The 25,268-nt window shown below is 37.8% G+C and carries 20 protein-coding genes; 10 read left to right on the top strand and 10 right to left on the bottom strand.

Going from position 1 to position 25,268, the window contains the following annotated elements; translation table 11 throughout:
- From mgtE to ahcY, 9 genes are all read left to right on the top strand, one after another.
- A partial coding sequence (gene mgtE / locus AC4MRQ_RS05135) for a magnesium transporter (protein WP_491196581.1) occupies positions 1-1,098 on the top strand: 1,098 nt, incomplete at its 5' end.
- A 58-nt stretch (positions 1,099-1,156) separates the two neighbouring features.
- Positions 1,157-2,491, top strand: a complete 1,335-nt coding sequence (locus AC4MRQ_RS05130) for a serine hydrolase domain-containing protein (RefSeq protein ID WP_491196580.1) — start codon at positions 1,157-1,159, stop codon at positions 2,489-2,491.
- A gap of 7 nt (positions 2,492-2,498) precedes the next feature.
- A complete protein-coding gene (locus tag AC4MRQ_RS05125) occupies positions 2,499-3,401 on the top strand; it encodes an alpha/beta hydrolase (protein WP_491196579.1) in 903 nt (300 codons plus the stop codon).
- A gap of 133 nt (positions 3,402-3,534) precedes the next feature.
- Complete coding sequence (locus AC4MRQ_RS05120; RefSeq protein WP_491196578.1) at positions 3,535-4,236, top strand: LiaF transmembrane domain-containing protein; 702 nt, start codon at positions 3,535-3,537, stop codon at positions 4,234-4,236.
- Between the two features lie 43 nt (positions 4,237-4,279).
- A complete protein-coding gene (locus AC4MRQ_RS05115; protein ID WP_491196577.1) occupies positions 4,280-5,347 on the top strand; it encodes a sensor histidine kinase in 1,068 nt (355 codons plus the stop codon).
- Between the two features lie 10 nt (positions 5,348-5,357).
- Positions 5,358-6,101, top strand: a complete 744-nt coding sequence (locus tag AC4MRQ_RS05110; RefSeq protein ID WP_491196576.1) for a LytR/AlgR family response regulator transcription factor — start codon at positions 5,358-5,360, stop codon at positions 6,099-6,101.
- A gap of 58 nt (positions 6,102-6,159) precedes the next feature.
- Positions 6,160-6,330: a hypothetical protein gene (locus tag AC4MRQ_RS05105; protein WP_491196575.1), complete on the top strand. Its 171-nt coding sequence runs from the start codon at positions 6,160-6,162 to the stop codon at positions 6,328-6,330.
- Positions 6,331-6,753: 423 nt separating this feature from the next.
- Positions 6,754-7,683 (top strand): bifunctional riboflavin kinase/FAD synthetase, encoded by a 930-nt coding sequence (locus AC4MRQ_RS05100; RefSeq protein WP_491196574.1) that lies wholly within the window; start codon positions 6,754-6,756, stop codon positions 7,681-7,683.
- A gap of 114 nt (positions 7,684-7,797) precedes the next feature.
- Complete coding sequence (gene ahcY / locus AC4MRQ_RS05095) at positions 7,798-9,231, top strand: adenosylhomocysteinase (RefSeq protein WP_491196573.1); 1,434 nt, start codon at positions 7,798-7,800, stop codon at positions 9,229-9,231.
- Positions 9,232-9,367: 136 nt separating this feature from the next.
- On the opposite strand, the gene AC4MRQ_RS05090 is transcribed toward ahcY, so the two are convergent.
- Complete coding sequence (locus tag AC4MRQ_RS05090) at positions 9,368-9,934, bottom strand: REP-associated tyrosine transposase (RefSeq protein WP_491196572.1); 567 nt, start codon at positions 9,932-9,934, stop codon at positions 9,368-9,370.
- Positions 9,935-10,024: 90 nt separating this feature from the next.
- Between AC4MRQ_RS05090 and AC4MRQ_RS05085 the strand changes: the two genes are divergently transcribed.
- Positions 10,025-10,273 (top strand): adenosylhomocysteinase, encoded by a 249-nt coding sequence (locus AC4MRQ_RS05085; protein ID WP_491196571.1) that lies wholly within the window; start codon positions 10,025-10,027, stop codon positions 10,271-10,273.
- Between the two features lie 763 nt (positions 10,274-11,036).
- On the opposite strand, the gene AC4MRQ_RS05080 is transcribed toward AC4MRQ_RS05085, so the two are convergent.
- The 9 genes from AC4MRQ_RS05080 to AC4MRQ_RS05040 form a co-directional block, all read right to left on the bottom strand.
- Positions 11,037-11,603: a hypothetical protein gene (locus AC4MRQ_RS05080; RefSeq protein ID WP_491196570.1), complete on the bottom strand. Its 567-nt coding sequence runs from the start codon at positions 11,601-11,603 to the stop codon at positions 11,037-11,039.
- On the bottom strand, positions 11,596-17,877 hold the full coding sequence (locus AC4MRQ_RS05075; protein ID WP_491196569.1) for an RHS repeat-associated core domain-containing protein: 6,282 nt from the start codon (positions 17,875-17,877) through the stop codon (positions 11,596-11,598). Before AC4MRQ_RS05075 ends, AC4MRQ_RS05080 begins: the two co-directional genes overlap by 8 nt.
- A 20-nt stretch (positions 17,878-17,897) precedes the next feature.
- On the bottom strand, positions 17,898-18,335 hold the full coding sequence (locus tag AC4MRQ_RS05070) for a T9SS type A sorting domain-containing protein (RefSeq protein ID WP_491196568.1): 438 nt from the start codon (positions 18,333-18,335) through the stop codon (positions 17,898-17,900).
- A 1-nt stretch (position 18,336) separates the two neighbouring features.
- Entirely contained in the window at positions 18,337-19,692 is a 1,356-nt protein-coding gene (locus AC4MRQ_RS05065) for a hypothetical protein (protein WP_491196567.1), read from the bottom strand.
- Positions 19,693-19,698: 6 nt separating this feature from the next.
- On the bottom strand, positions 19,699-20,685 hold the full coding sequence (locus AC4MRQ_RS05060; protein WP_491196566.1) for a hypothetical protein: 987 nt from the start codon (positions 20,683-20,685) through the stop codon (positions 19,699-19,701).
- A 2-nt stretch (positions 20,686-20,687) separates the two neighbouring features.
- Positions 20,688-22,055 carry a hypothetical protein gene (locus AC4MRQ_RS05055; RefSeq protein WP_491196565.1) on the bottom strand — a complete coding sequence of 456 codons (1,368 nt, stop codon included), beginning with the start codon at positions 22,053-22,055 and terminating at the stop codon, positions 20,688-20,690.
- Between the two features lie 6 nt (positions 22,056-22,061).
- Positions 22,062-23,399 (bottom strand): hypothetical protein, encoded by a 1,338-nt coding sequence (locus AC4MRQ_RS05050; RefSeq protein WP_491196564.1) that lies wholly within the window; start codon positions 23,397-23,399, stop codon positions 22,062-22,064.
- 24 nt (positions 23,400-23,423) lie between these two features.
- Complete coding sequence (locus tag AC4MRQ_RS05045; RefSeq protein ID WP_491196563.1) at positions 23,424-24,716, bottom strand: hypothetical protein; 1,293 nt, start codon at positions 24,714-24,716, stop codon at positions 23,424-23,426.
- 120 nt (positions 24,717-24,836) lie between these two features.
- Positions 24,837-25,232 carry an endonuclease domain-containing protein gene (locus AC4MRQ_RS05040; RefSeq protein WP_491196562.1) on the bottom strand — a complete coding sequence of 132 codons (396 nt, stop codon included), beginning with the start codon at positions 25,230-25,232 and terminating at the stop codon, positions 24,837-24,839.
- Positions 25,233-25,268 lie beyond the last annotated feature (36 nt).

Here is a 25,268-nt window from a genome sequence, read left to right as displayed (position 1 = left end):
TTTATCGATAATATGGACTCGGATGATGCGGCAGACATTCTTGGGGAATTAGATGACGAACGCCAGCAGGAAGTATTATCACACATTGATGATGTATCGGCAGCTGGTGATATTGCCGACCTGTTAACCTATGATGAAGATACGGCCGGTGGTCTGATGGCCAAAGAATTAATCAAGGTTAAAGAAAACTGGGGCATTCCAACCTGTTTGCGCAGCATGCGTCGACAAGCTGAAGAGATAGATGAAGTGTATTATGTTTACGTTGTAGACAGTGACGGGATATTGAAAGGTACACTTTCGCTCAAACGAATGTTACTTAGTCCTGTGGATGTATTGGTAAAAGACATTTATAATGCTGATGTTATCTCGGTTAAAGTGGATGTTGATGCGGAAGACGTGAGTAACATTATGGATAAGTACGATTTGGTGGCATTACCTGTTATCGACTCAATAGGCCGTTTAGTTGGTCGTATTACCATTGATGACGTGGTGGATGTGATGCGTGAAGAGGCTGAAAAAGATTACCAGTTAGCATCTGGTATCACCGAAGACGTTGAGGCCTCAGACAGCGTATTACAACATACCCGGGCTCGTATCCCATGGCTTTTGATCGGGTTAGCTGGTGGAATTTTGGCATCATGGGTAGCAAGTGGTCATATAGACTTAATCGATAAATATCCAAGTGTTTCCTTATTTATGGCTCTTATTGCTGCAATGGGCGGAAATGTTGGTATGCAGTCTTCAGCAATTGTTGTACAATCTTTAGCTTCAGGTTCAATTGGTTTGGAGACCAATTGGCTTAAGCTACTTAAAGAACTAGGAATAGCATTGCTCAATGCAAGTATATTATCAGTTTTAATATTTTGCTATAACATATTCTTTAGAGACGAAATCGCCTTAACTGTGACAGTAACAGCAGCCATGTTTTCCGTTGTGTTTTTCGCAAGTTTATTTGGAACATTTGTACCTTTATTATTAAATAAATTAAAGGTGGACCCTGCTTTGGCTACAGGTCCTTTTATCACCACTATGAACGATATTATTGGTATGCTCCTTTATCTTACTATTGGGAATATTACATTTGCACTATTGGCTTAGATGCTGCTACTTGTTAATTGATAAAGTTTTATTTTAGCATCCATAAAACATTATCACCATGAAGCATCTGAAGCAAATTTTCAAATGGTTGGGCATTGTTATTATCATTGTTGCTATGTCTGTAGGTTTTATTTTATATCCATTGTTGCGAGCAGCCACCGGCTATTCGGCAAAAATGCTTTGCTCAGGTGTATTTGTTGAAGGCTTATCTCAACAAAAGATCCAGCAAATGGAGTTAACGGCCTTCCCTTTTAACATGGTAACGAATAAGGTTGATCTGGAAAACAAAACTGTGAAGAGTTCTATTTTTGGACTTGTTTCGCAAGTAGCTGCTTTTGAGGATGGCATTGGATCAACGCTATATCCCAATGGGTATAAGGCAATCGAAGGTCGGATACCGGCAGCAGGCATCAATAATGACACCCTGCCCTGGCCGATGGGTAATATGATCTCAGATACCATTCCTGAAGGTGTAGATATAACCGGACTAAAAAACTTTATAGACGAACAATTCACTTCAACATCAAAGGCTGTTGTGGTTGTAAAAGATGGTCAGTTAATTACTGAAAAATATGCAGAAGGGCTCAATGCCAATACACCTTTGTTAGGATGGAGCATGACAAAAACGATAACCGCTGCATTGACCGGAATTCTTGTCAAAGAAGGTAAACTCGATATTAATCAACCCACAATGGTAGAAACCTGGAGTCATGATGACAGGAGTAAAATCACTCTCAACAACCTGCTTCAAATGAGCAGTGGTCTTGAATGGAACGAGGATTATTCTAAAACGAGTCTTTCTGATGTTTCAGAAATGCTTTACGTCAAAAGTGATATGTCGGGTTATGCCTATACTTCAAAACCATCGGCTAAACCAGATTCTGTTTGGCTTTATTCATCGGGCACTACTAATATAATTTCTGATATTTTACGTCAATATTTTAATGATTACAAAAGTTACTATCAGTTTCCGAAGAAGGCCCTTTTTAATAAAATTGGGATGCAGCATAGTTACATTGAAACCGATGCTGCCGGTACTTTAGTTGGCTCATCGTATGCTTATTGCTCAGCACGTGATTGGGCACGTCTTGGCATGCTTTACCTGAATAGAGGAAATTGGTTGGGCGAACAAATTCTGCCCGAATGGTGGGTAGAATACAGCACAACACCGGCAACCAACTCAAATGGTAAATATGGTGCACAGGTTTGGTTAAATGCCTCTAAAATTAACATTCCTGACTTACCTGCTGATGTGTATTACTTTAATGGTTACAGAGGGCAAAGAGTTACTATTATCCCATCTAAGAACATGGTAGTGGCTTGCCTGAATTCAGCTCCTGACGATGTGGATTACAATTATTATCTGAAAGAGTTGATGCGCTTTATTAAGTAGATTCTGTATGAAGATTGTGTTTTCTATTACCTTAGTTTGTTGTATGATTAACCTTTCAACTAAAGCCCAAACTGTGATTCCTTTATGGAAATCAATACCTCCAGGCAATATAAAACACCAGGTGAAGGAACTAAGGGAAGAATCTCTATCAGGAGCAAAGGTACTAAGTGGAGTCTCTATTCCCGAGTTGTGGTTTTTTAAAAGTAATAATCAAACTAAATGTCCTGCGATTATTATTTGTCCGGGCGGTGGATATGCCAAAGAAGCCTATGAACATGAGGGAACGCAAGTTGCTCAATGGTTAAACGAACTGGGAATTCATGCTTTTGTTTTAAAATACCGCTTACCCGATAATCGGATTTGTAACAACTCGTCATATGTACCATTGATGGATGCGCAACGTGCCATTCAATTAGTTCGCGATTCAGCAGAAAGCTTTCAAATCGATAACAACCGGATAGGTATAATGGGTTTTTCGGCAGGTGGACATTTGGCTGCTTCATGTTCCAATTTATCTGAACCTGTTATTGATGATGTTCACAAACCAATCAGACCCGACTTCTCTATTTTGCTTTACCCGGTTATCTCCATGAAGACAGGCTTAACGCATGAAGGAAGTCGAAATAATCTGTTGGGGAAAAACCCAAACCAGGAGCTAATTCATACGTTCTCAATGGAAAAGCAAGTAAGCAGTAAAACACCACCTACTTTTATCTGCCATGCCAAAGATGATCAGGCAGTGGTTGTGCAAAACACAATTGTTTATGTGAAAGCGCTTAAGGAACATGGTATTGATACAGAAGTACATTTACTGGAAGAAGGAGGTCATGGGTTTGGAATGCATAATGATTCACCAGCATTTATCTGGACAAAGTATCTGAAAACATGGCTTGAGAAAAATATATTGTAATTCATGGATCCACTTTTGTTGTGATTCGCAATTCATCGGCTTTATTCCGCAATTCGCCGAAAATGTATTTTAAAGGGTAGTTGCAGAGCTTACTTTAGCATCATAATTAGAAATTAATCAAAAACATATAATTATGAAGGAAGTAAATAAACATAGCAAAAGAGGTCCGTTGGGAATATTCTTAATAGTTGTCGGACTGGTTCTTTTAGTAGGCAATTTGGGTTATTTACCTTATGAAGTGACCGATGTATTATTCAGCTGGCCCATGATTTTGGTGGCCATTGGATTATTCAACCTAATCAAACGTGAGTACACAGCGGCCTTTATTCTTTTATCCGTTGCAACTTTTTTCCTCCTACCGGATCTGTTTTATGACTTAGATCGTCGTGATATTTTCAAGTTCTGGCCATTACTACTTGTTTTGGTGGGTGCCATGTTTTTCTTTCGCAAGCGCCATGCATCGCCATTTAGCAAAGGCCAATTATCGGGTGATGATGTGATTGATGAAGTAGATATCTTTGGCGGAGGTGTTAGCCAAATTGAATCGCAAAATTTTAAAGGAGGAAAAGTGACGGCTATCTTTGGCGGAGGCGAGTTATACCTTGATCGTTGTCAATTATCACCACAGGGAGCTGTGATTGATTTAGCAGTTATTTTTGGAGGAACAAAAATTACTGTCCCCAGAGGCTGGAATGTAAAGACTGAAGTGGTTTCGATTTTTGGAGGTTTTGCTGATAAACGCAACTTTTTCAATGAAAACATAGCTGACTCATCAAAAACATTAATTATTAAAGGTGTAGCCATTTTTGGTGGAGGCGAACTACGGAACATTTAATTGGCATTGATCAATATTATTCATTAACAGATTCACATGAATTATGAATCACCCAATTTTAACTCAAGGGCGCATATTTAAATTGTATGCATTTGTCTGGTTAATGCTTTTTATTGCCCATGCAGGCATTAACTGGTTTATCTATGAATTGCCGGTAGTTGCTTCATTAACCGATAGTTTTGTTTTTAACCTGCTGATGTTTGTAATGGGTTTGAGTATTTGGTTCCCTATTTTTTATATCGACAGAAGCAAAAACAAGCTGAGTCTGCTACTTCAATACCTGGTTGTTGGAACGGTGGTTGTTGGAATTTGGTTAGCACTGGGATATCAGGTTCTCAATTTATTCATCAATCAAGAACAAATTGACGTGATGTTTAGCTCCAATGCGTTTGTGATCAGAGGAATAATGGGTGGTTTAATATTTATCGTTTTTGTAATGATCTATTACATGCTTATTTTTTACAATGAGCTGGAAGAGAAAAGCCGACAACATGAAACCATGAACCGCTTGCTTCGCGAAACCGAATTAAATGCGCTAAAGTCACAACTTAACCCTCATTTCCTGTTTAATAGCTTGAACAGTGTGAGTGCATTAACCATTACAGATCCTGATTCTGCCCGTGAAATGATTAACAAACTGTCGGAGTTTATGCGCTACTCCCTCAAGAAGAATGAAGATGCACTATTGCCACTAAAAGAGGAAATGAGAAATATTTCACGCTACCTGGAGATTGAGAAAGTACGCTTTGGCGATCGTTTACTATGCGAGTCAGAAGTGCCTCAGAATTGCAAAGATCAATTGGTTCCGGTATTAATTCTACAGCCAATTTTCGAGAATGCTATCAAACATGGTGTTTATGAAAGTATTGAGCCGGTTAATATCAGAACCTATTGCCGTATAGTTAACAATGAGTTGGAAATTAGTGTTATCAATAATTTTGAAGAAGATGCGGCAAAACAAAAAGGAGCAGGTGTTGGCTTAGACAATGTCCGTAGCCGCTTACAATTAATCTATAACCGTTCTGATTTGCTCACCATCAACCAGGAAAATCATCATTTTGAGGTTATATTGCGTATTCCTCAATTAACTACAGAAAACCTTAAGTTATAATAAACCTGCCATGACATATAAAGCACTAATTATAGACGACGAACCTCCTGCAAGAAGTATTATCAGGGCTTACTTGAAAAAGCACACTTCGATTGAAGTGGTGGGTGAATGCGCTAATGGATTTGAAGCGATGAAAGCCATTAAGGAGCATCAACCGCAAATTTTGTTTTTAGATATTCAGATGCCTAAAATTACAGGTCTTGAATTATTGGAGGTAATTGACGAGCCGGTTCAGGTTATTTTCAGTACAGCTTATGACCAGTATGCCTTAAAGGCTTTTGAGCTTAATGCGGTAGATTATCTTCTTAAACCTTATGATGAGAAACGATTTAATGGCGCTGTTGAAAAAGTGATTGCTAAACTTCAATCGGGCGAAGCTTCAAATAAAACTCAGATTGATCAGATGCAGGCAGTTGAACAAGACCGGCTTGAGCGCATAGTTGTAAAAAAAGGAACCAAACTGGAAGTAATTGACTTGGATCAACTGCTTTATATCGAGGCACAGGATGATTATGTGATGATCTATTCCGAATCCGGGCATTATCTGAAATCAAAAACAATGAAGTATTTCGAAGAGCATTTACCTCCTGATCAGTTTATTCGCATTCATCGAACTTACATTGTTAATGGCAAAAAGATTAAAGGTTTGGAGCCTTATGATAAAGATACCTATATGGCTATTCTTAACCATGATTGCAAATTGAAGGTAAGCCGTACAGGTTATAAAAAACTTAAGGAGATAATGGATTTCTGATTTTACGCAACTTATAACCAGATACTTCGTCATATTGATATACTAAATCATCTGATGTATGAAATATCTATTCCATATTGCCTGTATTAGCATGTTAATGACACTGATTGGGGGGTGTGAAAAAGACGAAAGCCCCAAAGTATCTGCACTGGATGAAATAGCTCAAACTACATACTATTCTTCCGAAATTTTCACAGGTTACGGATTGAAATTATATGGTTCCTGGTAACTTTATGCCGTTTCTGGTGGATTTGCTGGCACCGGACATGACCTTAACTTCGATTTCCTTGAATTTAAAAAGTATGGAATCTATGGTTTTATAAGAAACGATAGCTTGCTTGAACATGGTAAACTTGTTCGTCTTTCAAATAATTTAATAATGCACATGTTAATGATTGAATTCGAAAATGATGAACAATCGGATATCATTTTTAGAGACAAACTCAAGTATGTGGCTTTTGAAGGCAACGATACACTTCATTTAAATTCGCCTTGTTGCGATCGATTTAGTTATCACTTTAAAAGAAATCAATAAATTAAGCAAGATATCATACTTTAAGGAATATTGATCTAATCCTCGATTCAACGCAAAACTTGTTTCTTTTGTCTTGACTCTTGCTTCTTAAATAGTATTTTTGCGCAAAAGTTAAATGTGAAAGTACACACCGATTTACAAAAGTTTAGTGCTAAGAAGCCAGTGATTACCATCGGTATGTTTGATGGTGTGCATAGCGGTCATCGGGTGCTTCTAAAAAGGCTTACAGATAAGGCTAAGGAAGTGGGAGGCGAATCGGTTGTGATCACATTCTGGCCACATCCACGAATGGTGCTTAAGCAGGATGCTGATAAATTACGTTTTCTTACTTCGCCTGAAGAGCGAACGAAATTATTCGGACAACTGGGAGTTGATCATCTGGTATTAATTCCGTTCTCGCTTGAACTGGCCAACCTCACCGCAGAAGAATTTATCCAACAGATTTTACTTGATCAATTAAATATTCATCACCTGATGGTTGGTTACAATCATCGCTTTGGGAAAGGACGCCAACACAGTTTTGAAGAATACCAGGCTTTTGCCAAAAAATATGATTTTACCATTTCATTAGTCGAAGCTGTACTTACTGACGGCATGCAAACCAGCTCAACTGATATCCGTAATCATCTCCTGGCGGGAGAAATGGTTGCAGCCAATCGCATATTAGGTTACCATTATACTGTTTCAGGACGTGTTGTTGGTGGACAACAATTGGGCAGGCGCATTGGTTATCCTACAGCTAATATTGAAGTTGAAGAGCCTTACAAACTAATTCCACCTGATGGGGTATATGCCGTTAAAGTACGTGTGGAAGGAAAGCAATATGGCGGCATGCTGAATATTGGTTATCGACCAACCGTTAATCACAATGTTGATCATCGTTCGCTGGAAGTCCATATTTTCGATTTTAATCGTGATATCTATTCGGAAGAGGTTGAATTGGAGTTTATTCAGCGGGTTCGCGATGAGAAGAAATTTGCCAATGTAGATGAGTTAACCGCTCAACTTCAAAAGGATGAAATTACGATCAGAGCAATTGTACTGTAAATGATGATCCTGTAAATAGCTAACAGCTAATAGTTAAGAGCTGCCAGCTTTCAATAATTTTTACTACTTTTGTAGTCCTTTTTATTAAGATAATACCTAAAATAAATAACAGTTATGGCTGATTATAAAGTAGCTGACAAAAGTGTTGCCGATTACAAGGTAGCCGACCTGAGTCTGGCAGATTATGGAAGAAAAGAGATTTTAATTGCTGAGAAGGAGATGCCTGGTTTGATGGCTCTTCGTGCCAAGTATGGTGAGGAAAAGCCGTTGAAAGGAGCACGCATCATGGGTTCTTTGCACATGACTATTCAAACAGCTGTGTTAATAGAAACATTAGTTGAGTTGGGAGCCGATGTACGTTGGTGTAGTTGTAACATATACAGTACTCAAGATCATGCTGCCGCTGCTATTGCTAAAGCTGGTGTTCCGGTTTTTGCATGGAAAGGAGAAACACTGGAAGAGTACTGGTGGTGTACCGAGAAAGCTTTGAACTTTGGTGATGGTGTAGGACCAGAAATGATTGTTGATGACGGAGGAGATGCCACTTTAATGATCCACAAAGGTGTTGAAGCTTTAAGTAATGCATCCATTTTAGATGCTGATTACAGTGGCGAAGGAGAAGATTTTCGTGAGTTAATGGCACTTGTAAAGAAAACTTTTAATGAAGATCCTCAGCGTTGGAAAAATGTTGCTGATGGTATTAAAGGCGTTAGTGAAGAAACCACAACTGGAGTGCACCGTTTGTACCAAATGATGGAACGTGGTGAACTATTGTTCCCGGCAATCAATGTAAACGATTCGGTTACCAAATCTAAGTTCGATAACCTTTACGGATGTCGCGAGAGTTTAGCCGATGGTATCAAGCGTGGTACAGATGTAATGGTAGCTGGTAAAACAGTGGTTGTATGTGGTTATGGCGATGTAGGTAAAGGTTGCGCACAAAGTATGCGTGGTTTTGGTGCCCGTGTGATTGTTACCGAAATTGATCCGATATGCGCACTTCAGGCGGCTATGGAAGGTTACGAAGTATCAACTGTAGAAGATGCATTGGCTGAAGCTAACATTGTGGTGACAACAACCGGTAACAAAGATGTTATCACCATTGAGCACATGAAACAAATGAAAGATCAAACCATTGTGTGTAACATTGGTCACTTCGATAATGAGATTCAGGTTGAGAAATTGGAGAACTACCCTGGTATTGAAGAAGTCAATATCAAACCTCAGGTAGATCAGTTCCGTTTCCCTGACGGACACAGTATCATATTATTATCACGTGGTCGTTTGGTTAACCTTGGCAATGCCACAGGTCACCCAAGTTTTGTGATGAGTAATTCTTTTACTAACCAGACTTTGGCGCAGATTGAGATATGGAAAAACAATTACGAAGTGGGTGTATATACCTTACCAAAACACCTGGATGAAGAGGTTGCCCGTCTGCACCTGGAGCAACTGGGTGTTAAATTAACTCGTTTATCTGACGAGCAAGCTGCTTATATTGGTGTTGATCCAAACGGACCTTATAAGCCGGAACATTACCGTTACTAAGAATATAACAGAGATATACAATAAGGCCGTTCCTGATTTTAGGAGCGGCTTTGTTGTTTGATAAAATATACCTTTACGTCCGATACCCAGCTCGGCGAAGTTTGCAACTTCGTCGAACAAAACTAGTAGTCTGCGACTACTTTATTGTCACAACTGGCAATACCAATATCTCAACATCCAACACAGCTGATAGCGATGCGTAATTCCTCGCACTCGAATATAAATAATCCTCTGGATAATGCACAATTTTAGCACGTACCGGGTTTTGGTGAATATACTCAATCTTTTCTGCAATAAAATTATTGCTATACAACAATATAGCATGATTCTCATGCGTCCACACTTGATAGTTGCTATTTCTTTTGTGCTTAGTGGCATTAAAACGAAATTGATTTAACAACCATTCCCTTCTGCTTTCTGGACGAAGCTCAATTGTTTCTATTATCTTCTTGGCCGTATACTTCTTTAAATCTCGGATTGTGCCACTTAAATCACCTATGCTGCTTTGTACAATCAAATGCACATGATTGCTCATGATAACATAGGCAAATAATTGTAATCCCTTCTTCTCAATTCCATACTTCAAACTTTCAATAACAATATCCCTGTAAACAGGTCTGCTAAAAATATCAACCCAATCAACTACTTGAAGTGTTAAATAGTATAAACTGTCTTGTTCTTTTATTTGATAACCGGTTGTCATGCAAAACAATGTACTAATAATTTTAGTAAAGCGCTTAGCGAAGTTTGCAACGTCGATTTTTATAATCGTAGTTTATAACTACAGAAATATTTGAAAAAAGCCACGCTATTTCTAACATGGCTTTCCATTCTAATAATCTGTTTGCTTCGCAATGTTAGTTACAAACTAACTTTTACATTCGACATAGTTAAAAACTATGCCGAGCTACGTTCGTCGTTTAGTGACTACGGCGAGCGAGGGCAACTAGGTGTTAAATTAACTCGTTTATCTGACGAGCAAGCTGCTTATATTGGTGTTGATCCAAACGGACCCTATAAGCCGGAACACTATCGTTACTAATAAATAACATAGATATACAACAAAGCCGTTCCTGATTTTAGGAGCGGCTTTGTTATTTGATAAAATATACCTTTACGTCCGATACTCATCACTCACACTTTCCTTATTAATACATGCAGTGAATAAGATTTAACCGGAAGCTCCGTTAGTGACGTTGTAAAAACATGCTGATGTTTTGTTAAAAACTTAGTGACGCGTGGTGCAAAACATAGTGAAGTTTTGCATAAAAGATAAGCATGTTTTTTAGCTAAGCATTTTATTGCTGAAAATCAATGCTGTATGAACGATAGTAAAACAAGAAAATCCCGGCTTGTACAAGATTGATTGTTTATGCTTGATGTTATTAGTTGCAAACTAACTTCTGATCAAAATAAAGTAAGGGACTTCGCTAAACAAGAATATCCGGCATGAAGATTATTGAATCTAAAACTTGTAACCACTGCTTGTAAAATGGATAACTATCCATTTGAAAACCGATAAGCATCCGTTGGCGATCCGATAACTATCGGTTTACGAACAAATAAGCATTCATTTTTTTGAACAACGATATTCCAAAAAATCAAAGCCTGACACTAGGTGTATCAGGCTTTAAATTATATGTTAGTTATAAACTAACTTTTATCAAGAACGAAGTCACAGATTTCGCTCAGCAAAGTTTGGATTATAAATATACAAAAGCCCGACTTTAATAGTCAGGCTTTGTATATTAATTCTATTAGCGCAGATCACAAACTGCACTAGCTGGGGTGCAATAATTCCATGACTATGGCGAGTCGATGTTCTCAACTCTATTCAAGTCACTCAAGAAAACATCCGGTCTCTTTGTAATATCCAATTGATTTTGTTTCTGCAGCAATTTGAACTTACGAAAAGATAACCGCTTATTCTTTCGTACTCTATGAGAAATCAAATTTGAATTTATACATACATTTAACTTTTTACGATTTGACAATTTATAATAATTGTCAACCCACAAATTCATTAATCCACAATTATTTTTTTCTAGAATAGTATCTTTTTTGACACAATTTATTCTTTTATAGACTTTAATACTATCAATGAATATCTCAAACATAGTTTTATTAACTATAGCAATATTATTATTAATTATTCCAGCCTTTGCCCTTCGATTAACCACTACTGGTTTGTTAATGCCGAAATGATTATAGAATATTGAGTCATTTCTTATTTCTATAAAATGCATCCCTCCATTAAAGAATATATCATTCTTCTCATAAGCAAAATAAACGCCATTATTATTTTCTTGGGCATTAATCGCAATTGATGATAAAAACATCAATTTATATACTAGTAAAAAATATCTAATCATAAGCATAATATGAAAATAAATCAGGTCTAACCCCATTAGTATATGCCACCATTGACCAACGTAAAAAATGAGGGTGTATTCCAATGTTAGGTATACCTGATAACCATGTTCCTAATGAAGCTACATTAGCACAATTAATTGTTGCTCCCTGATAAGGCAAAATACTAGCGATTTTTGTTGTTAATTCCAAGGCTTTTCGATTAATATTTGGGATATATGTAGAATGTGCAAAAAGGGGATCAATTTCTGATGCGTGTTCATTATTACCTCTAGCAATACCAAATAAATATCTTTTATTCATGTTTACTCTCTGAAATTTACTTACTTCCAATCCTTGAAGCCATTCTTCCTTAGCATTCCAGTAATATTCTCCAGGACCAAATGAAAGCAAATCATCCTCTCCATAACTAGAATGTGAAACGATTGTTGCCTTATGAGTATATAAAGTTTCTCCCATTTCATCCTTGTAAAATGCATTCCAACCATCGTTAATAACACCCATTGTTCCCATAAAATAACCAAAATTTTCAATAAATGAGTTACCTTTTTTCCATAAATGACCTAATTTTCCAGTACCGAAATTATATGACGCAAATCCAACACTTACACTTGGAGCTATGTCACCTCCGCTAAGCGATGTCATACCTAAAGAATTAAATGTAGAACTAAATAGTATTGAACTTGTATTGGCCATAAAGCCTCCACTAGCAGCTATTGTTGTTCCAAAATATCCAGAAACACCACCTATTGCAGCACCTCCCAAAATATACCCAACCATACCCAAGCCAGATAGACCTTTAGCATCAGCAATTTTGTAACCACTATAGGCTCCTAGTCCTGCACCAATTCCAATTCCAATTTTCACCATCAACGGTAGTGCCGCCCAAAAGAACTCTCCAGTCGGATCAGTATAAATCAATGGATTATTCAAACAATACGCATACCGATTATAATTTAACCAATTACCAGGTGCCTGCAATTGCGGATCAGGCGATAGAAAACGCCCTAATGCCGGATCGTAAACACGCCCGTTCATATTAATTAAGGCAAAGCCATCCAGGTGTTCATGCATGGTATAGCCTCGGTCCGTCAAATAATTGGCGGGTGTGGATAAAACAGTTTGCCAGTTATTGACATCGCGGCGATTGCCCCAAGGATCAAAAGCATGGTTTTCTACTACTGTACCTGCCTCGTCAGTCAACGTTGTCAAAGAGCCTAAATAGTCGGTGTAGGCATAATATAACTGCCCTGAGCCGTTAGTCTCTATATAAATGGCCGCTAAACCATCTGAACCACTAATATAGTGAACTTTACGGTCGTTACCATTTGTTACTATATCTTCTTCGTAATCACCCAGGTAATAACGTGTTTTATCAATATTGCCATTGGTTTTATATACTGCTTTTCGTCGTTGATGATCTATACCATAGGTTAGCTCAAGTAATTTGTCGCCTTCAGTAATCGTTTCCACTTTCAGAAAATCGGTATAGCTAATACTTTGCTCATCATCACCTATTAAGGTTGGATTACCTTTTATGGAGGTTAAAGCATGTGGTCCCGCATCGTATATTATTCCATCGATTGTTGTAGGTTCTCCATAGGCCATGGTATAACCAATATCACTTTTGGTGGTAATATTGCCGTGTACATCATAATCCATATCAAAAAATGCAACTGAAGTTCCATTCTTATAAACGGTCCAATCATCCAGTTGATTATCGGTTGTTTTGTAATTAAACACTTCCTTTTGGTTCGTCAGCAGATCTTCGCGGTATTCGAGATTTCCTTTTGAATTAAACAAATAACCGTGTTCCAGCACACCAGGGCAATTAATGCTTTCAGGTAAGTACGTTTCCTGATCAAAACCATATGTAGTTGTTTTATCGCCCTTTACCACTTGGGTTAGTTGACCTTTTATATTAACAGATTTTGCTTTCCAAACACTTAAGCTGCCTTTGCTTTTTACCTCGGTTAGGTGACTGTATTTATTGTAGGCATTTGTTGTAAAATAACCCGATGGATAGGTATGCTTGGTTTCACGTCCCAGATAGTCATATTCTGAATGGGAGGTAAAGGTCTTACCTTCCACTTTTTCGGTATAAGTTGTTATACGTCCCAGCTTAAGGTTCGATCCTTCGTCGTAGGTATAATACACCTCATGTCCGTCATCATTCTTTGTATACTCGATAAACCCGGTATTCGGATCATACTTAGTTGTGGTAGTTACCCCGTTGACATTAGATGTTAGTACTCGACCCGCATCGTCATAAATATAGGATGAGCGGATGGTTTCCTCTGTACCATCGAATTTGGTTTTCTTGTGATCCTGCCACACAAGTTCACCAAAACCGTTGTACTCACTTTCTACTGTACCGGCATCCGGATCAATTAGTTTGGCTCGATTTCCTTGTGTATCAAAGAAAGTTTCAACAGCACTTCCCTCTTCCGGTGTTGATGTTTTTGTCAAACCAGATGGCCAATAGGTATAATCCACCGAACGGCCATTAACAGTACTCTTAATTAACTGCCCTGCATGATTAATAAGTTCAGTTGTAGAACCCGATGGTGTTGTAACAGTCGTCTGTCTTACCGTGGAATAATCGTAAGTGGTTTGTCCCATTGGTGTATCCTTAGTGAATACCCGTCCATAAACATCATACGTATAAGTGATTTCGTCAACAGGATCATCTCCTAAATAAAATGGTTTGGAAACTATATGAACCTGTCCCTTTGAATTATAAGCGGTTTTAACGGCTATTTTGCTATTGGTATCAAAACCATAATAGTCTTTGCGTAACTCCCGTCCATTCTTATCATACCAAACCCATTCCGGTGATTGCCCAGATGTTTCAGTATAACTATAATATAAGGCATTATCAGGGCCATCGTTATTGGCCCATTGTAACGAATTAACGGTATAGGTACCATCAGGATGTGTCGTCTTTGTTAAACGTCTAAACCCATCGTAATCGTAAGTCGTTGTCAGGTTCAAAGCAACATCAGTCTCCGATTTAACATGACCAGTTGTTTCATAGTATTGATAACTGGTTTTTAAACCAGTAGTATTATCCGTTTTTTCACTAACAAAACGGCCATCATTGCTATATATAAAGGTTGTACTTCTGCTCTTACCATTAGCGGTAACTTTAACTGTTTTAGGATGACCTAAAGCATCAACCTCTAAATAATCTGTTACAACTTCATTGACATCGCCCAAATCTTTGATTTCCTGGGCCAGGTTCCCTTTTGTGTCGTAACTATATTTGTTGACCCTTATCTGGTCGGTATCAACCCCGTTTTCTTTAGTTATTGTTACGGTTTCCGGCTTATTAGGACACCAACTTCCTTTATTAATGTAATTGACTGTTTTAACTTCCTTAATATTACTACCAATAAATTCGGTTGTTATCTGTTCAGGATTTAAAAAATCATCGTATTCGTTGTAGCTTACCAGCTTTGTAATTCCCTCAAGTATATTTTCCTCTTTTTGTGAGGTAAGCCTGCTTTTAAAACGCTTATTACTGAGATTGTCAAATGCAAAAGTATAGGTTGTTTTAGCACTCGATATATTATTCACAAATTGTTCTTCATACTTAGGATAAACACTATAATAGGTTGTGTTGACCTCATTTGTCCGCGTTAACTTTGTCTGCTGTTGCAGATTATTAACCGTTGATTCCATAAACCCAAGGAAGCCTTTCCCCAGAACATGAACTTTAGCCGATTTATAGCTGTATTGTTCGGTTTGATCAGCACACACACCATTGGTTCGGGTCACCACGTCAACAACGTGTAGGGGGCCGATTAAATCCACAACAGGAAAAGATGAATCAGTACCTGAGGTATATAAGTCGCCACCTTCACAAATTGGAGCATGGCTAATGGTTATCTTATTACCCTGACCGTCGGTTATATATTTAACGACATCCTTTACATAGCTGAAGTTGGTTTGATCATATTTTAATACATTTCTCTCTTGCTTATAAAGAGCCGGGAAACCATCACTATTAAAGTCAACAAGAAAAGTACGCTCATATTCATCAACCGTCACCTCTGAATCTCCTGTGTCTCGTTTACCAAAAAAAATAAAATGGCCATCACCTTTTCCTAACCCATAAACAAATTGTACGTTGGTCTGATAGCGAATACCCTCAAGACCTATCTCGCCGCCATTATTGGTAAACTGTTGGAAAATATCAATAATATTTTGTGGTAATGAGCCTGGTCCTATATTATATATACCATATACTTTTCGATAATAGAGCATGGCATCTAACCTGCCATCTTTATTAATGTCGCCCCCTTTAAAACCATCAATAATTATTTCCTCATCTACTAAATAATTGGTTTGACTTAAATCAACACCATTATCTAAAAAGTACTGGTGCAATTCTTCGGGAATTGGCAGATCTTCCGTTACTTCATGAACACCATTTGCTGTCCAGAAATATGATTTGATTGAAAAAGTAGATGCTGATATCAGGTCAGTAATGCCATCTCCATTAATATCGCCACTCTCCGGGTTAAGACCAATCGAACTACTACTTTTGGTGAATATACTGGACAAGCTGGTGCCATTGATTTGGAACGTTTTAAATGCATTATCCTCATAAAAACCCATATCCACCTTACCATCACCATTATAATCACCCTGTTGGAACCTAAACTTATCATGATAAGTACCCGAATCAATAATCCCGTTCTCATTAAGAGCTATCAGTGTTGAGGTATTATTTGAACGATCATAATCAAGCAGAGAACAGCTACCATTATTCTGCATGATAAATACTTCAGACAAGCCATCGCCATCAAAGTCTCCAGTTGTCGCTTTAAAATTGGTTCCGATAATTTTTGCAGTAATGCTCTTAAATGAGGTGCCAGTCGAGCCATTGACATGCAAAAAGCTCATAATCGACTTATCATTATATAAATATAAAATGTCTGCCATTCCATCACCATCAAAATCGAATACCTCATCATATATTTGCCCAACCTCGGTTATTTCATTCTCCCAGTTGGCTTTAGTAAATGTTGAGCCATTATTCAGGTACAAACGTTCGTAGTATTTATTGTCCTCTTCAACAAGGGCATACAAATCAATCTTTCCGTCTTTATTAAAATCGGCCGGAACAGATGAGATACAACTTAAGCTACGACCTTCACTACCCCTGTAAAGATGATTCCAATTAAAAACCGTAGGGTTAATTATTTCTCCTTCACCGTTTTCAAGCTTAATATCTGTTAGATGTGTATAAAGATCAGTGATATAATCAAAACTGTATCGTTTAAGAAGAGTTGAGCCATGTTTGATTTCAATATTCTCTAAAAGCTTTGTGTTTGGTACCTGAATACCATCAACAAAAGCAAATGATTCGTCCTGACGGCTTGTATAGTTGAAGTCTATTAGATAAGTATTACCTATGTAATTAATACTTTCAATCCAAGATTCTCCATTACTTTGGCCATAGGTAAAGGTGATGGCATTGCCATTTTGATCGGCAATCCGGTTTATTCGCCACATAAAAATACCTGTTCGCCCTGGTAACATTATTTTGGAATCTGTTGTATTTCCAAACTCCATTACCATACCATTTTTACTTTCAACAAGAAATGAGGCTGGCGCACTTCCAGTGTTTCCAAGTGAAGTTACACGAGTACTGACATCGCTCTCTGTAAAGTATCTTGAATCATTAGCACCATAAACACCTGAAGTGACCAGTAATCGCTGACCATTTAAGGCAAACTTATCATTCGCATCCATTGAAACCGGGTGGTAATTATCATCGAAATAAGGATTGTCAGGCGTGCGGGTTATAACAGATAATCCTGTCAGGTTCATTCCATACCCTAGTAATCCACTGCCGGACTGGCTATTATAAGAGATCCCTATACCAGGAGTTAGATCATTAATCCCAGCCGGACATTCAATTGGGATATTATATGTTGCAGAACCAGAAGGACTCACTGCAAATTGACCGGGGATAGTTCCTACAACACCTCCTGCTGTCGGATCACTGGTGATGGTACCATCCGGTTTCATATAAGTAGCATCGGTTGGTGGAAACAGCAAGGCCTGATCTATTTTAGCATGGAATACCTCTCCCGATGTAGGTTTAAAGGTAAAGCCATCCATTAATTTAATAAAGTCCCGGGCTATATAGGTTTTCGATTCAGTTATCGGCGATTTTAGTTCATGACTCACTTGTGGATCTTGTGCCTGTGCGAAACCAACACCCGAAATGAGTAGACATAGAATACTTAATAATTTTTTCATTTTTTAATCTGGTTTAGGTCTTACTTTTTAATGATTTTATAAGTCAGCTTTTCTTCATTGGTCTGTAATATCAGAATATATACGCCAGGGCTTAAGCTTTCCATTGGGATTGGATTATCACCATGGCTGATGATCTGTCCGTTCTTTACCTTATTACCTGCCGAGTTATACAGCTCGTAAGAATAACTCACTTCGGCATCCCCGCCTGTAATGTTCACTTTCAGGTTACCATGGGTTGGGTTGGGGTAAATACTCACCTTGCGTTCACTCCAGCTCTCTTCAACCGGCAGAAAATCATCCTTGGTGGCAGCTTTGGCACTTTTTAAAGTAACCTCAACCACTTTTCTTTTAATACGGTTCCCTGAAGCATCGTAGGTGTATTGCACCTCAAACGATTGTGCTTCGGCATATGTTCCTATCGCCATGCAGGCTAATAATACCAATAGTATTTTCCTCATCTTATTGCTTATTTAGATTAGTTAATATTTCTTCCATCTGGTTTAATCGCTCTTCAAGACTATGTCGCCTTTCAGCTTCTTCTTTAAGCGCATTGTATGCCTTGTTTAGTGCACTTTCCACTTCGGCCACTCGCTTTCTGTCCTCACTCAACTCCTCAATCTTTTTCTCCTGCTCTATGGAATAAAGCGTTAACTCTTCCACTTTCATCAATAGCAGCTTATTCATCTCCGCCAGGTTAACACCGGCTTCTTCCATTTCATCTGCCGAGGGTACTTCCGGTAAGTGCTTATTAGCTTTTATAAAAGTTTCTACTTCTGAGAGGTCTTTTAGGTGGTAACTGTCTTCGAAAACAAAGTCGGCGGTATTGCCATTGGCGGTGTAAGTAATGTTATTGGCAGTCAAGGTACCGTTGAGTTCTATATCGTTACTTGCGATTAATTTCACTTCAACTTCTTCAGCCAATACTTTACCATCAACCTTAACCTGACCGTAATTTTGACCGCTACTAATTGTCATTACAGTTCTGTCTGATGAACGGGAACCATCCGAATTTTCTATATCCGTATTTATTAAACGAAACTCAATACCACTTGCATATTCATCATTCTGATATACGAAATGAGCTCTTCCATCCTGAACAAATGACGCTAATGCTTCATTATTAGAATTATGTCTTCGAATAATAAAAGGGCTATTCTTCGTAAAGTCAGAACTATTTTCTTTCCATGTATTGTTTAAAACAAATCCAGGTGTACCTCCAGAGTAAGGGTTGTTGATTTCCACCATTGCAACAGGTGAATTGTTTCCTATACCAATTTTACCAGCGAAATAGTTATTAACTCCAGCCATAGTTTGATATATATACCCATCTGAATGAAGGATCTGTTGTGTTCCTCCATGAGAATATAGACCTTGTCTAAGAAGAATTCTATTGGTATTGGCATATCCCAAATAGAGATTTCCTCCCGCTGCACTTAGAGTAACATTGCCATTGCTATGATCGTTAAGTATGAAGTTATCATTATACAGAGAGTATATACCTCCTCCAGAATAAAGGTAAAGGCGCTTTGTTCTGGTATAACCATTAACATCAAACTTATATAACGGCGACAGACCAACACCAACATTTCCGTTATCGTATAAACGAAGTAAGCTTTTGTTTCCAGGCCCTTGGATATCTAGTCCATTTGTAGCCCCTAAACCTTCCCCACCAATCCTAATTCTTGCAACATTATTATGCCAATTGAGACTTACATTTGCCGAAGAATTGTTTGGATTAATAACAGTAACAGGATCTTGAGAGAAAGAGTAGCTGTACAATAAAATAAGAGCAAATAATAGAAATACTTTTTTCATAGTTAGTTATAATTGATTTATAAATTTTTCCACCTTTTCTAATCGCTTCTTTAAATCGTCCATCTCTTTGTCCTTTATCTCTAACCGTTTCTCTTGCTCAATCGAATAAAGCGTCAACTCCTCTACCTTCATCAGCAACAGCTTATTCATCTCTGCCAGGTTAACACTCGTTTCTTCCATCTCATCAGCCGAGGGTATTTCCGGTAAATGTTTATTGGTTTTTATAAAAGCCTCTACTTCCGATAAATCTTTTAAGTGGTAGTTGTCTTCAAATACAAAGTCGGCGGTATTGCCATTGGTGGTATAGGTAATGTTGTTGGCGGCAATTGTCTCCACTTTTACCTCTTCTGAATTAAAAACTCCATTAACAGTCAGGTTTCCTTCTATGCGTTGGTTTCCTTTATTATGAAGAACTTTAGCCCAGATACCATCTCCATTTTTATCCCGGCTTCTGAAATACATTATTGGCGTATTCGTAGCATTCTTAATCAAGATTTGTCCACCATATCTATAATTACTATTATTACTGCTATGCCCTAAGTTTATTCCCCAAAACCAATTGTCTCCTTCGGGAGCATTTGCCTTTTGATGAGCCTGAAAGAAACCACTCTGCCAAATTGTATTCCAGTCTTCGGTGGAATTTGGATCATCTAGCAATTGTGTTTTGCCATTTATAATGCCTGCCACAGTAAGATCATTAGTCAGTTGAATGGATTGTGCGAAAACATCATGTTTAAAATTAACTTTTCCATAGATATCGAAACGATTTGAATTACCATAGTTCCAAATAATACGCCCATTGTAATCCGCACTGTGACTATGCTTAAAGTCAATAAAAGCCGCAGATGTTGACTCCAGCTCAATTGAAGATGAGCCTTCTCTTCGAATTCGTAATCCTCCTGTCATTACATTTGTACCATCTGTTCTCAGATATTGAGCAAATATTGGGGTGATGCAATAAAGTAACATTGATATTAATAAATATCTTTTCATTTCTATTTTTTTAAGTCAATTAGTATTTTTTCCATTTGATTTAATCTCCCCTCAAGAACTTTGCGCTTTTCTTCCTCCGTTTTAAGAGCTTGTACCAACTCCCCTCTGCGCTCTTTTCTTTCTTCCATAACTTTCTTCTCTAACTCAATAGAATAAAGCGTCAACTCCTCCACCTTCATTAATAACAGCTTATTCATCTCTGCCAGGTTAACACCAGCCTCTTCCATTTCGGCAGCAGAGGGTATTTCAGGTAAGTGCTTATTGGCTTTAATAAAAGCTTCTACTTCAGAAAGGTCTTTTAATTGATAGTTCTCTTCGAAAACAAAGTCGGCGGTATTGCCATTGGCAGTGTAGGTAATATTATTGGCGGCAAGAGTGCCATTAAGTTGCATATCATCAATGCTTGCGAGGGTAACTTCTATTTCGTGTGCTTTTATATCACCGTTGACATCGAGTTTGGCAGAGGGGATAGTACCTATCCCGATATCTCCATTATTCATGATGGACATTTTACTACTTCCATCTATCTGAAAACCAATACGAGAATTAGAAGCACCTCCAATGTAATTGAAATAAGAATTACCATCTCCGCTTGTATGGACAATAGTTTTAACTTGATCATTTAGTGAGTAATTTATCGAACCCCTTACCTCTAACTTTCCGTTTGGACTAGTTGTTCCAATACCTAAAGCCCCAGTAGCTGACATCGTCATATAATTGGTTGTGTAACTATTCCATTGAAATAAAGGCCTATTAAGGATTTTCCCTCCAACTCGCCGTGCATCAAATGCTAGCATTGGATTAGAACCAGTATCATTGGCATCTGGCACTTCTGCGGATAAGCCCATAACAGTTCGATTATCTGATTCTCTATAACCAAGCAAACGAGGTATAAATTGATTGTGTACTCCAGTCCCATTCTGTATCTGAAAATAATCTGAAACTGCATCACTTATCTGTACCTTGAAAGCTTTCTCTACACCTGATATTGAAGGTACATTCAGATGCAAATGTGCAGTAGGCGAATCAGTACCTAATCCAACTTTACCATTTCCATTAAGATGCATACTAAGTACTTCCTGATTCGCTGAATTGGTTGTAATAAGTTGCATATATGTATCCCAAGAAGAACCTCTGTAAGATCTCAAAATCGATTTTCCAGCATAATAGAAATCAAATATTAAGTCCCTTTTACTTTCAATACCCAATGGCTGATTTGGTCCTCTAAGCACAATCTTTGAATACGTATTGTTGTTAATATTTCCAATTGTGAGATCCCCTGATGAATTGTTATTCCCTGTTTGATTCCATTGCCCCAAAACCGACACAGCAATTAAAAATATTGAAATTAAACTTGTTACTTTTTTCATTTTGATTTATTTAATTAGTAATGATTCTAATATTTCTAATCGTTCTTCAAATGCTCTCCTATCTTCTCTTACTTTCTCTATTTCTTTTGTCACTCGTCTTCTGTTCTCCATCAACTCCACAACTTTAAACTCTAAACTCTCTACTTCTTTATCCTTCTCTATCGCATAAAGCGTCAACTCCTCCACCTTCATCAAAAGCAGCTTATTCATCTCTGCCAGGTTCACACCAGCTTCCTCCATCTCAGCAGCCGAGGGTATTTCCGGCAAGTGTTTATTGGCTTTTATAAAAGCTTCTACTTCGCTAAGATCTTTTAAGTAGTAATTATCTTCGAATACAAAGTCAGCAGTGTTGCCATTGGGCGTGTAGGTAATGTTGTTGGCGGCCAGGGTACCGTTGAGTTGCATATCATTAATACTGGCAAGGGTCACTTCTATTTCGTGGGCTTTGATATTGCCGGCGACGTCAAGTTTAGCGTCAGCTGAAGATTTACCTATTGCAATATTCCCATTTCGATATATCCTTAATTTAGGATCACCCCAATCCACCGGGTCATCTTTCCCCGTAGAATTTGGAGAGATACAGAAATCCATTGTTCCGCCATTTCCATAAAAGAAGATAGCTCCAGCACCACTTCCATAAGAGCCAACATTATTGGCATATCTGGTATTTTTAGCCAACCAACCATTCTGATAAACATCTTTATATGAATTAAAAAGTATACCATGGCTTCCAGACCAAGAATAAGTTGCCAATTGAATTTTATTAAGAGTAGTTTCTCCTACTTCAAGCTCATTTAATACTTTTAAGCTATTCAAGTTAAATTCCTTAAAATTAGATTCACCTGTCTCGCAATCGATAACTAAATCTCCTTGCGGTAATTCATTATGGAAGTTCTGGGTTAATAAAGGCGTCATCGCAGATGCCCCATTAACAATAGGACGGTAATAAAATCGAGTATGAGATGGTGGTATTTTAATATAAACTTCAACTTTTACATCATTACGAACAGCTTTAATATTATTTGGATCAATATTAGAATTTAACAATACCAACTTAGCAAAATTTACCGGTTTGGCTGTACTATTTTGATTCTTAAATCTTGTTACTAATTTGCCATAATACATCCTTGAATCACCACCACTGTTAGCATACAATTCAAAGGTGGTTCCAAAATCCTGATAGGCAGCTGTAACTTGACACTCAGCTATCTTTGTCCATTTTCCAGCATTCGTACTGGATGTATTGTGGGTATACCACCTGTGATTAATCGATAAATCTTCTGTTTGACTCCAAACAAGAGATCCAATCCAACTCAACACAATTAACGTTGTTATTTTTTTCATTTTACTATTTAGATTTGATTAATATTATTCTACGAATAAAGCCTCCAACTTTGCCAAACGCTCTTTCATCTCTTCTGTCTCCCGCCTTCTGTCCTCACTCAACTCCTCAACTTTCAATTCTAAACTCTCTACTTTCTCATCTCTCTCTTCAATCTTCTTCTCCTGCTCAATCGAATAAAGTGTCAACTCCTCAACTTTCATCAAGAGCAGCTTATTCATCTCTGCCAGGTTAACACCCGCCTCTTCCATCTCTGATGCAGAAGGAATTTCCGGTAAGTGCTTATTAGCCTTTATATAGGCTTCTACTTCGGTAAGGTCTTTTAATTGGTAGTTGTCTTCGAAAACGAAGTCGGCGGTATTGCCACTGGCGGTGTAGGTAATGTTGTTAGCAGCAATATCCTTAACCTCGATTTCTTCAGAAAATATTTGACCATTGATAGTTAAATTACCTTCTATCCTCTGATTTCCTTTATTGTGAAGTACTTTTGCCCAATATCCATCTCCATTTTTATCTCTGCTCCTAAAATACATCGTTGGAGTAGTAGACGAGTTTCTTATTGCTATTTGTCCTCCATATCTATAATCAGGATTATTACTCCCATGTCCCATATTTATACCCCAATACCATTGATTTGCTTCAGGAGAATTTGGCTTATTATGACCTTCGAAAAAACCACATTGCCATATTAAATTCCAATCATCTGTTTTATTAGGATCATCAAATATGATATTACCTGCTACCTCAAGTTTAGCATTAGTTGGTGATTTGCCGATTGAGATATTTCCGTTAGCTGTATTCATTAATAGTACATTATTGTACTCCTTATTGCTATACTTTCTGCCAATTCCAAAAATATTACCACCAAAAACACTTTCATTAAATCCCATATTAATACCCAATGTACCCCCGTCTTGTCTTAGTTGAATCATGGGGTTATCACTTTCATTATTATTATCGGTATCTGCTTCCAACAAAAAAATTGCATCACCATCGGTTGAAGATGAAACGTGTAATTTCCCAGTTGGATTTGACGTTCCAATGCCAAGATTATTCATAATGTAAGAAGGATTGCCATTCGTTTTGAAATACACCTTAACATCTCCTGATGCATTTTTTAACCACAGCTGTCCGGATTTATCTGCGGCAGCTTCTAATCGTGAGACAATCGTACTGTTATAATTAAATACATCATATGATCTAACTCCAGAAGCTCCCTGAAATATGGAAACATTACCAGTTGTAGGATATTGATTCGTCTGTCCCCAAACAGCCCCACAAACCACTATCATCAAAATTAAAGTACTTAGTTTTTTCATTTTGTAGTTTTAGTGCACTGTGCCTGGTGCGCAGTGCATGTTATTTACATTTATTAATTTTCTTTTTTGCTTTCCATCGCGCACCCCTGCCCCCTAAAGGGGAAAGCAGCGCGCATGTCATTAATCAAGTTCTAATTTTCGTTCTTCACATATATTTGATAGCTGAGCTAAAACCTTATCTAATTGAAAATTGACCTCTTGATTGGTAAAGCGAATCACCTTAATGCCAAACCCTTCCAGTTCATTCGTTCTGCCTTCATCATAGGCTATCTGATCAACCTCATCGTGAATCCCTCCATCAACCTCAACAACAAGCCTTAATTCATGACAATAAAAATCGGCTATAAAAATGTCTATTGGGTGTTGAGCTTTAAATCGATAACCCAATTGTTTGTTAGACACTTTTGCCCAAAGAACTTTCTCTGCCTCTGTCATATTCTCACGTAAAGTTTTAGCTTTTTGAAAAATGTGAGGCTTAGCCCCATAAAACATATTTCTCTCAACCGAATCAGCCATACCTGAATTGCTTAACTTGTTTCTTTCACCTCGCAC

The sequence above is a fragment of the Carboxylicivirga sp. genome, assembly GCF_982718395.1.
This window is presented reverse-complemented; position numbering and strand designations above follow the sequence as displayed.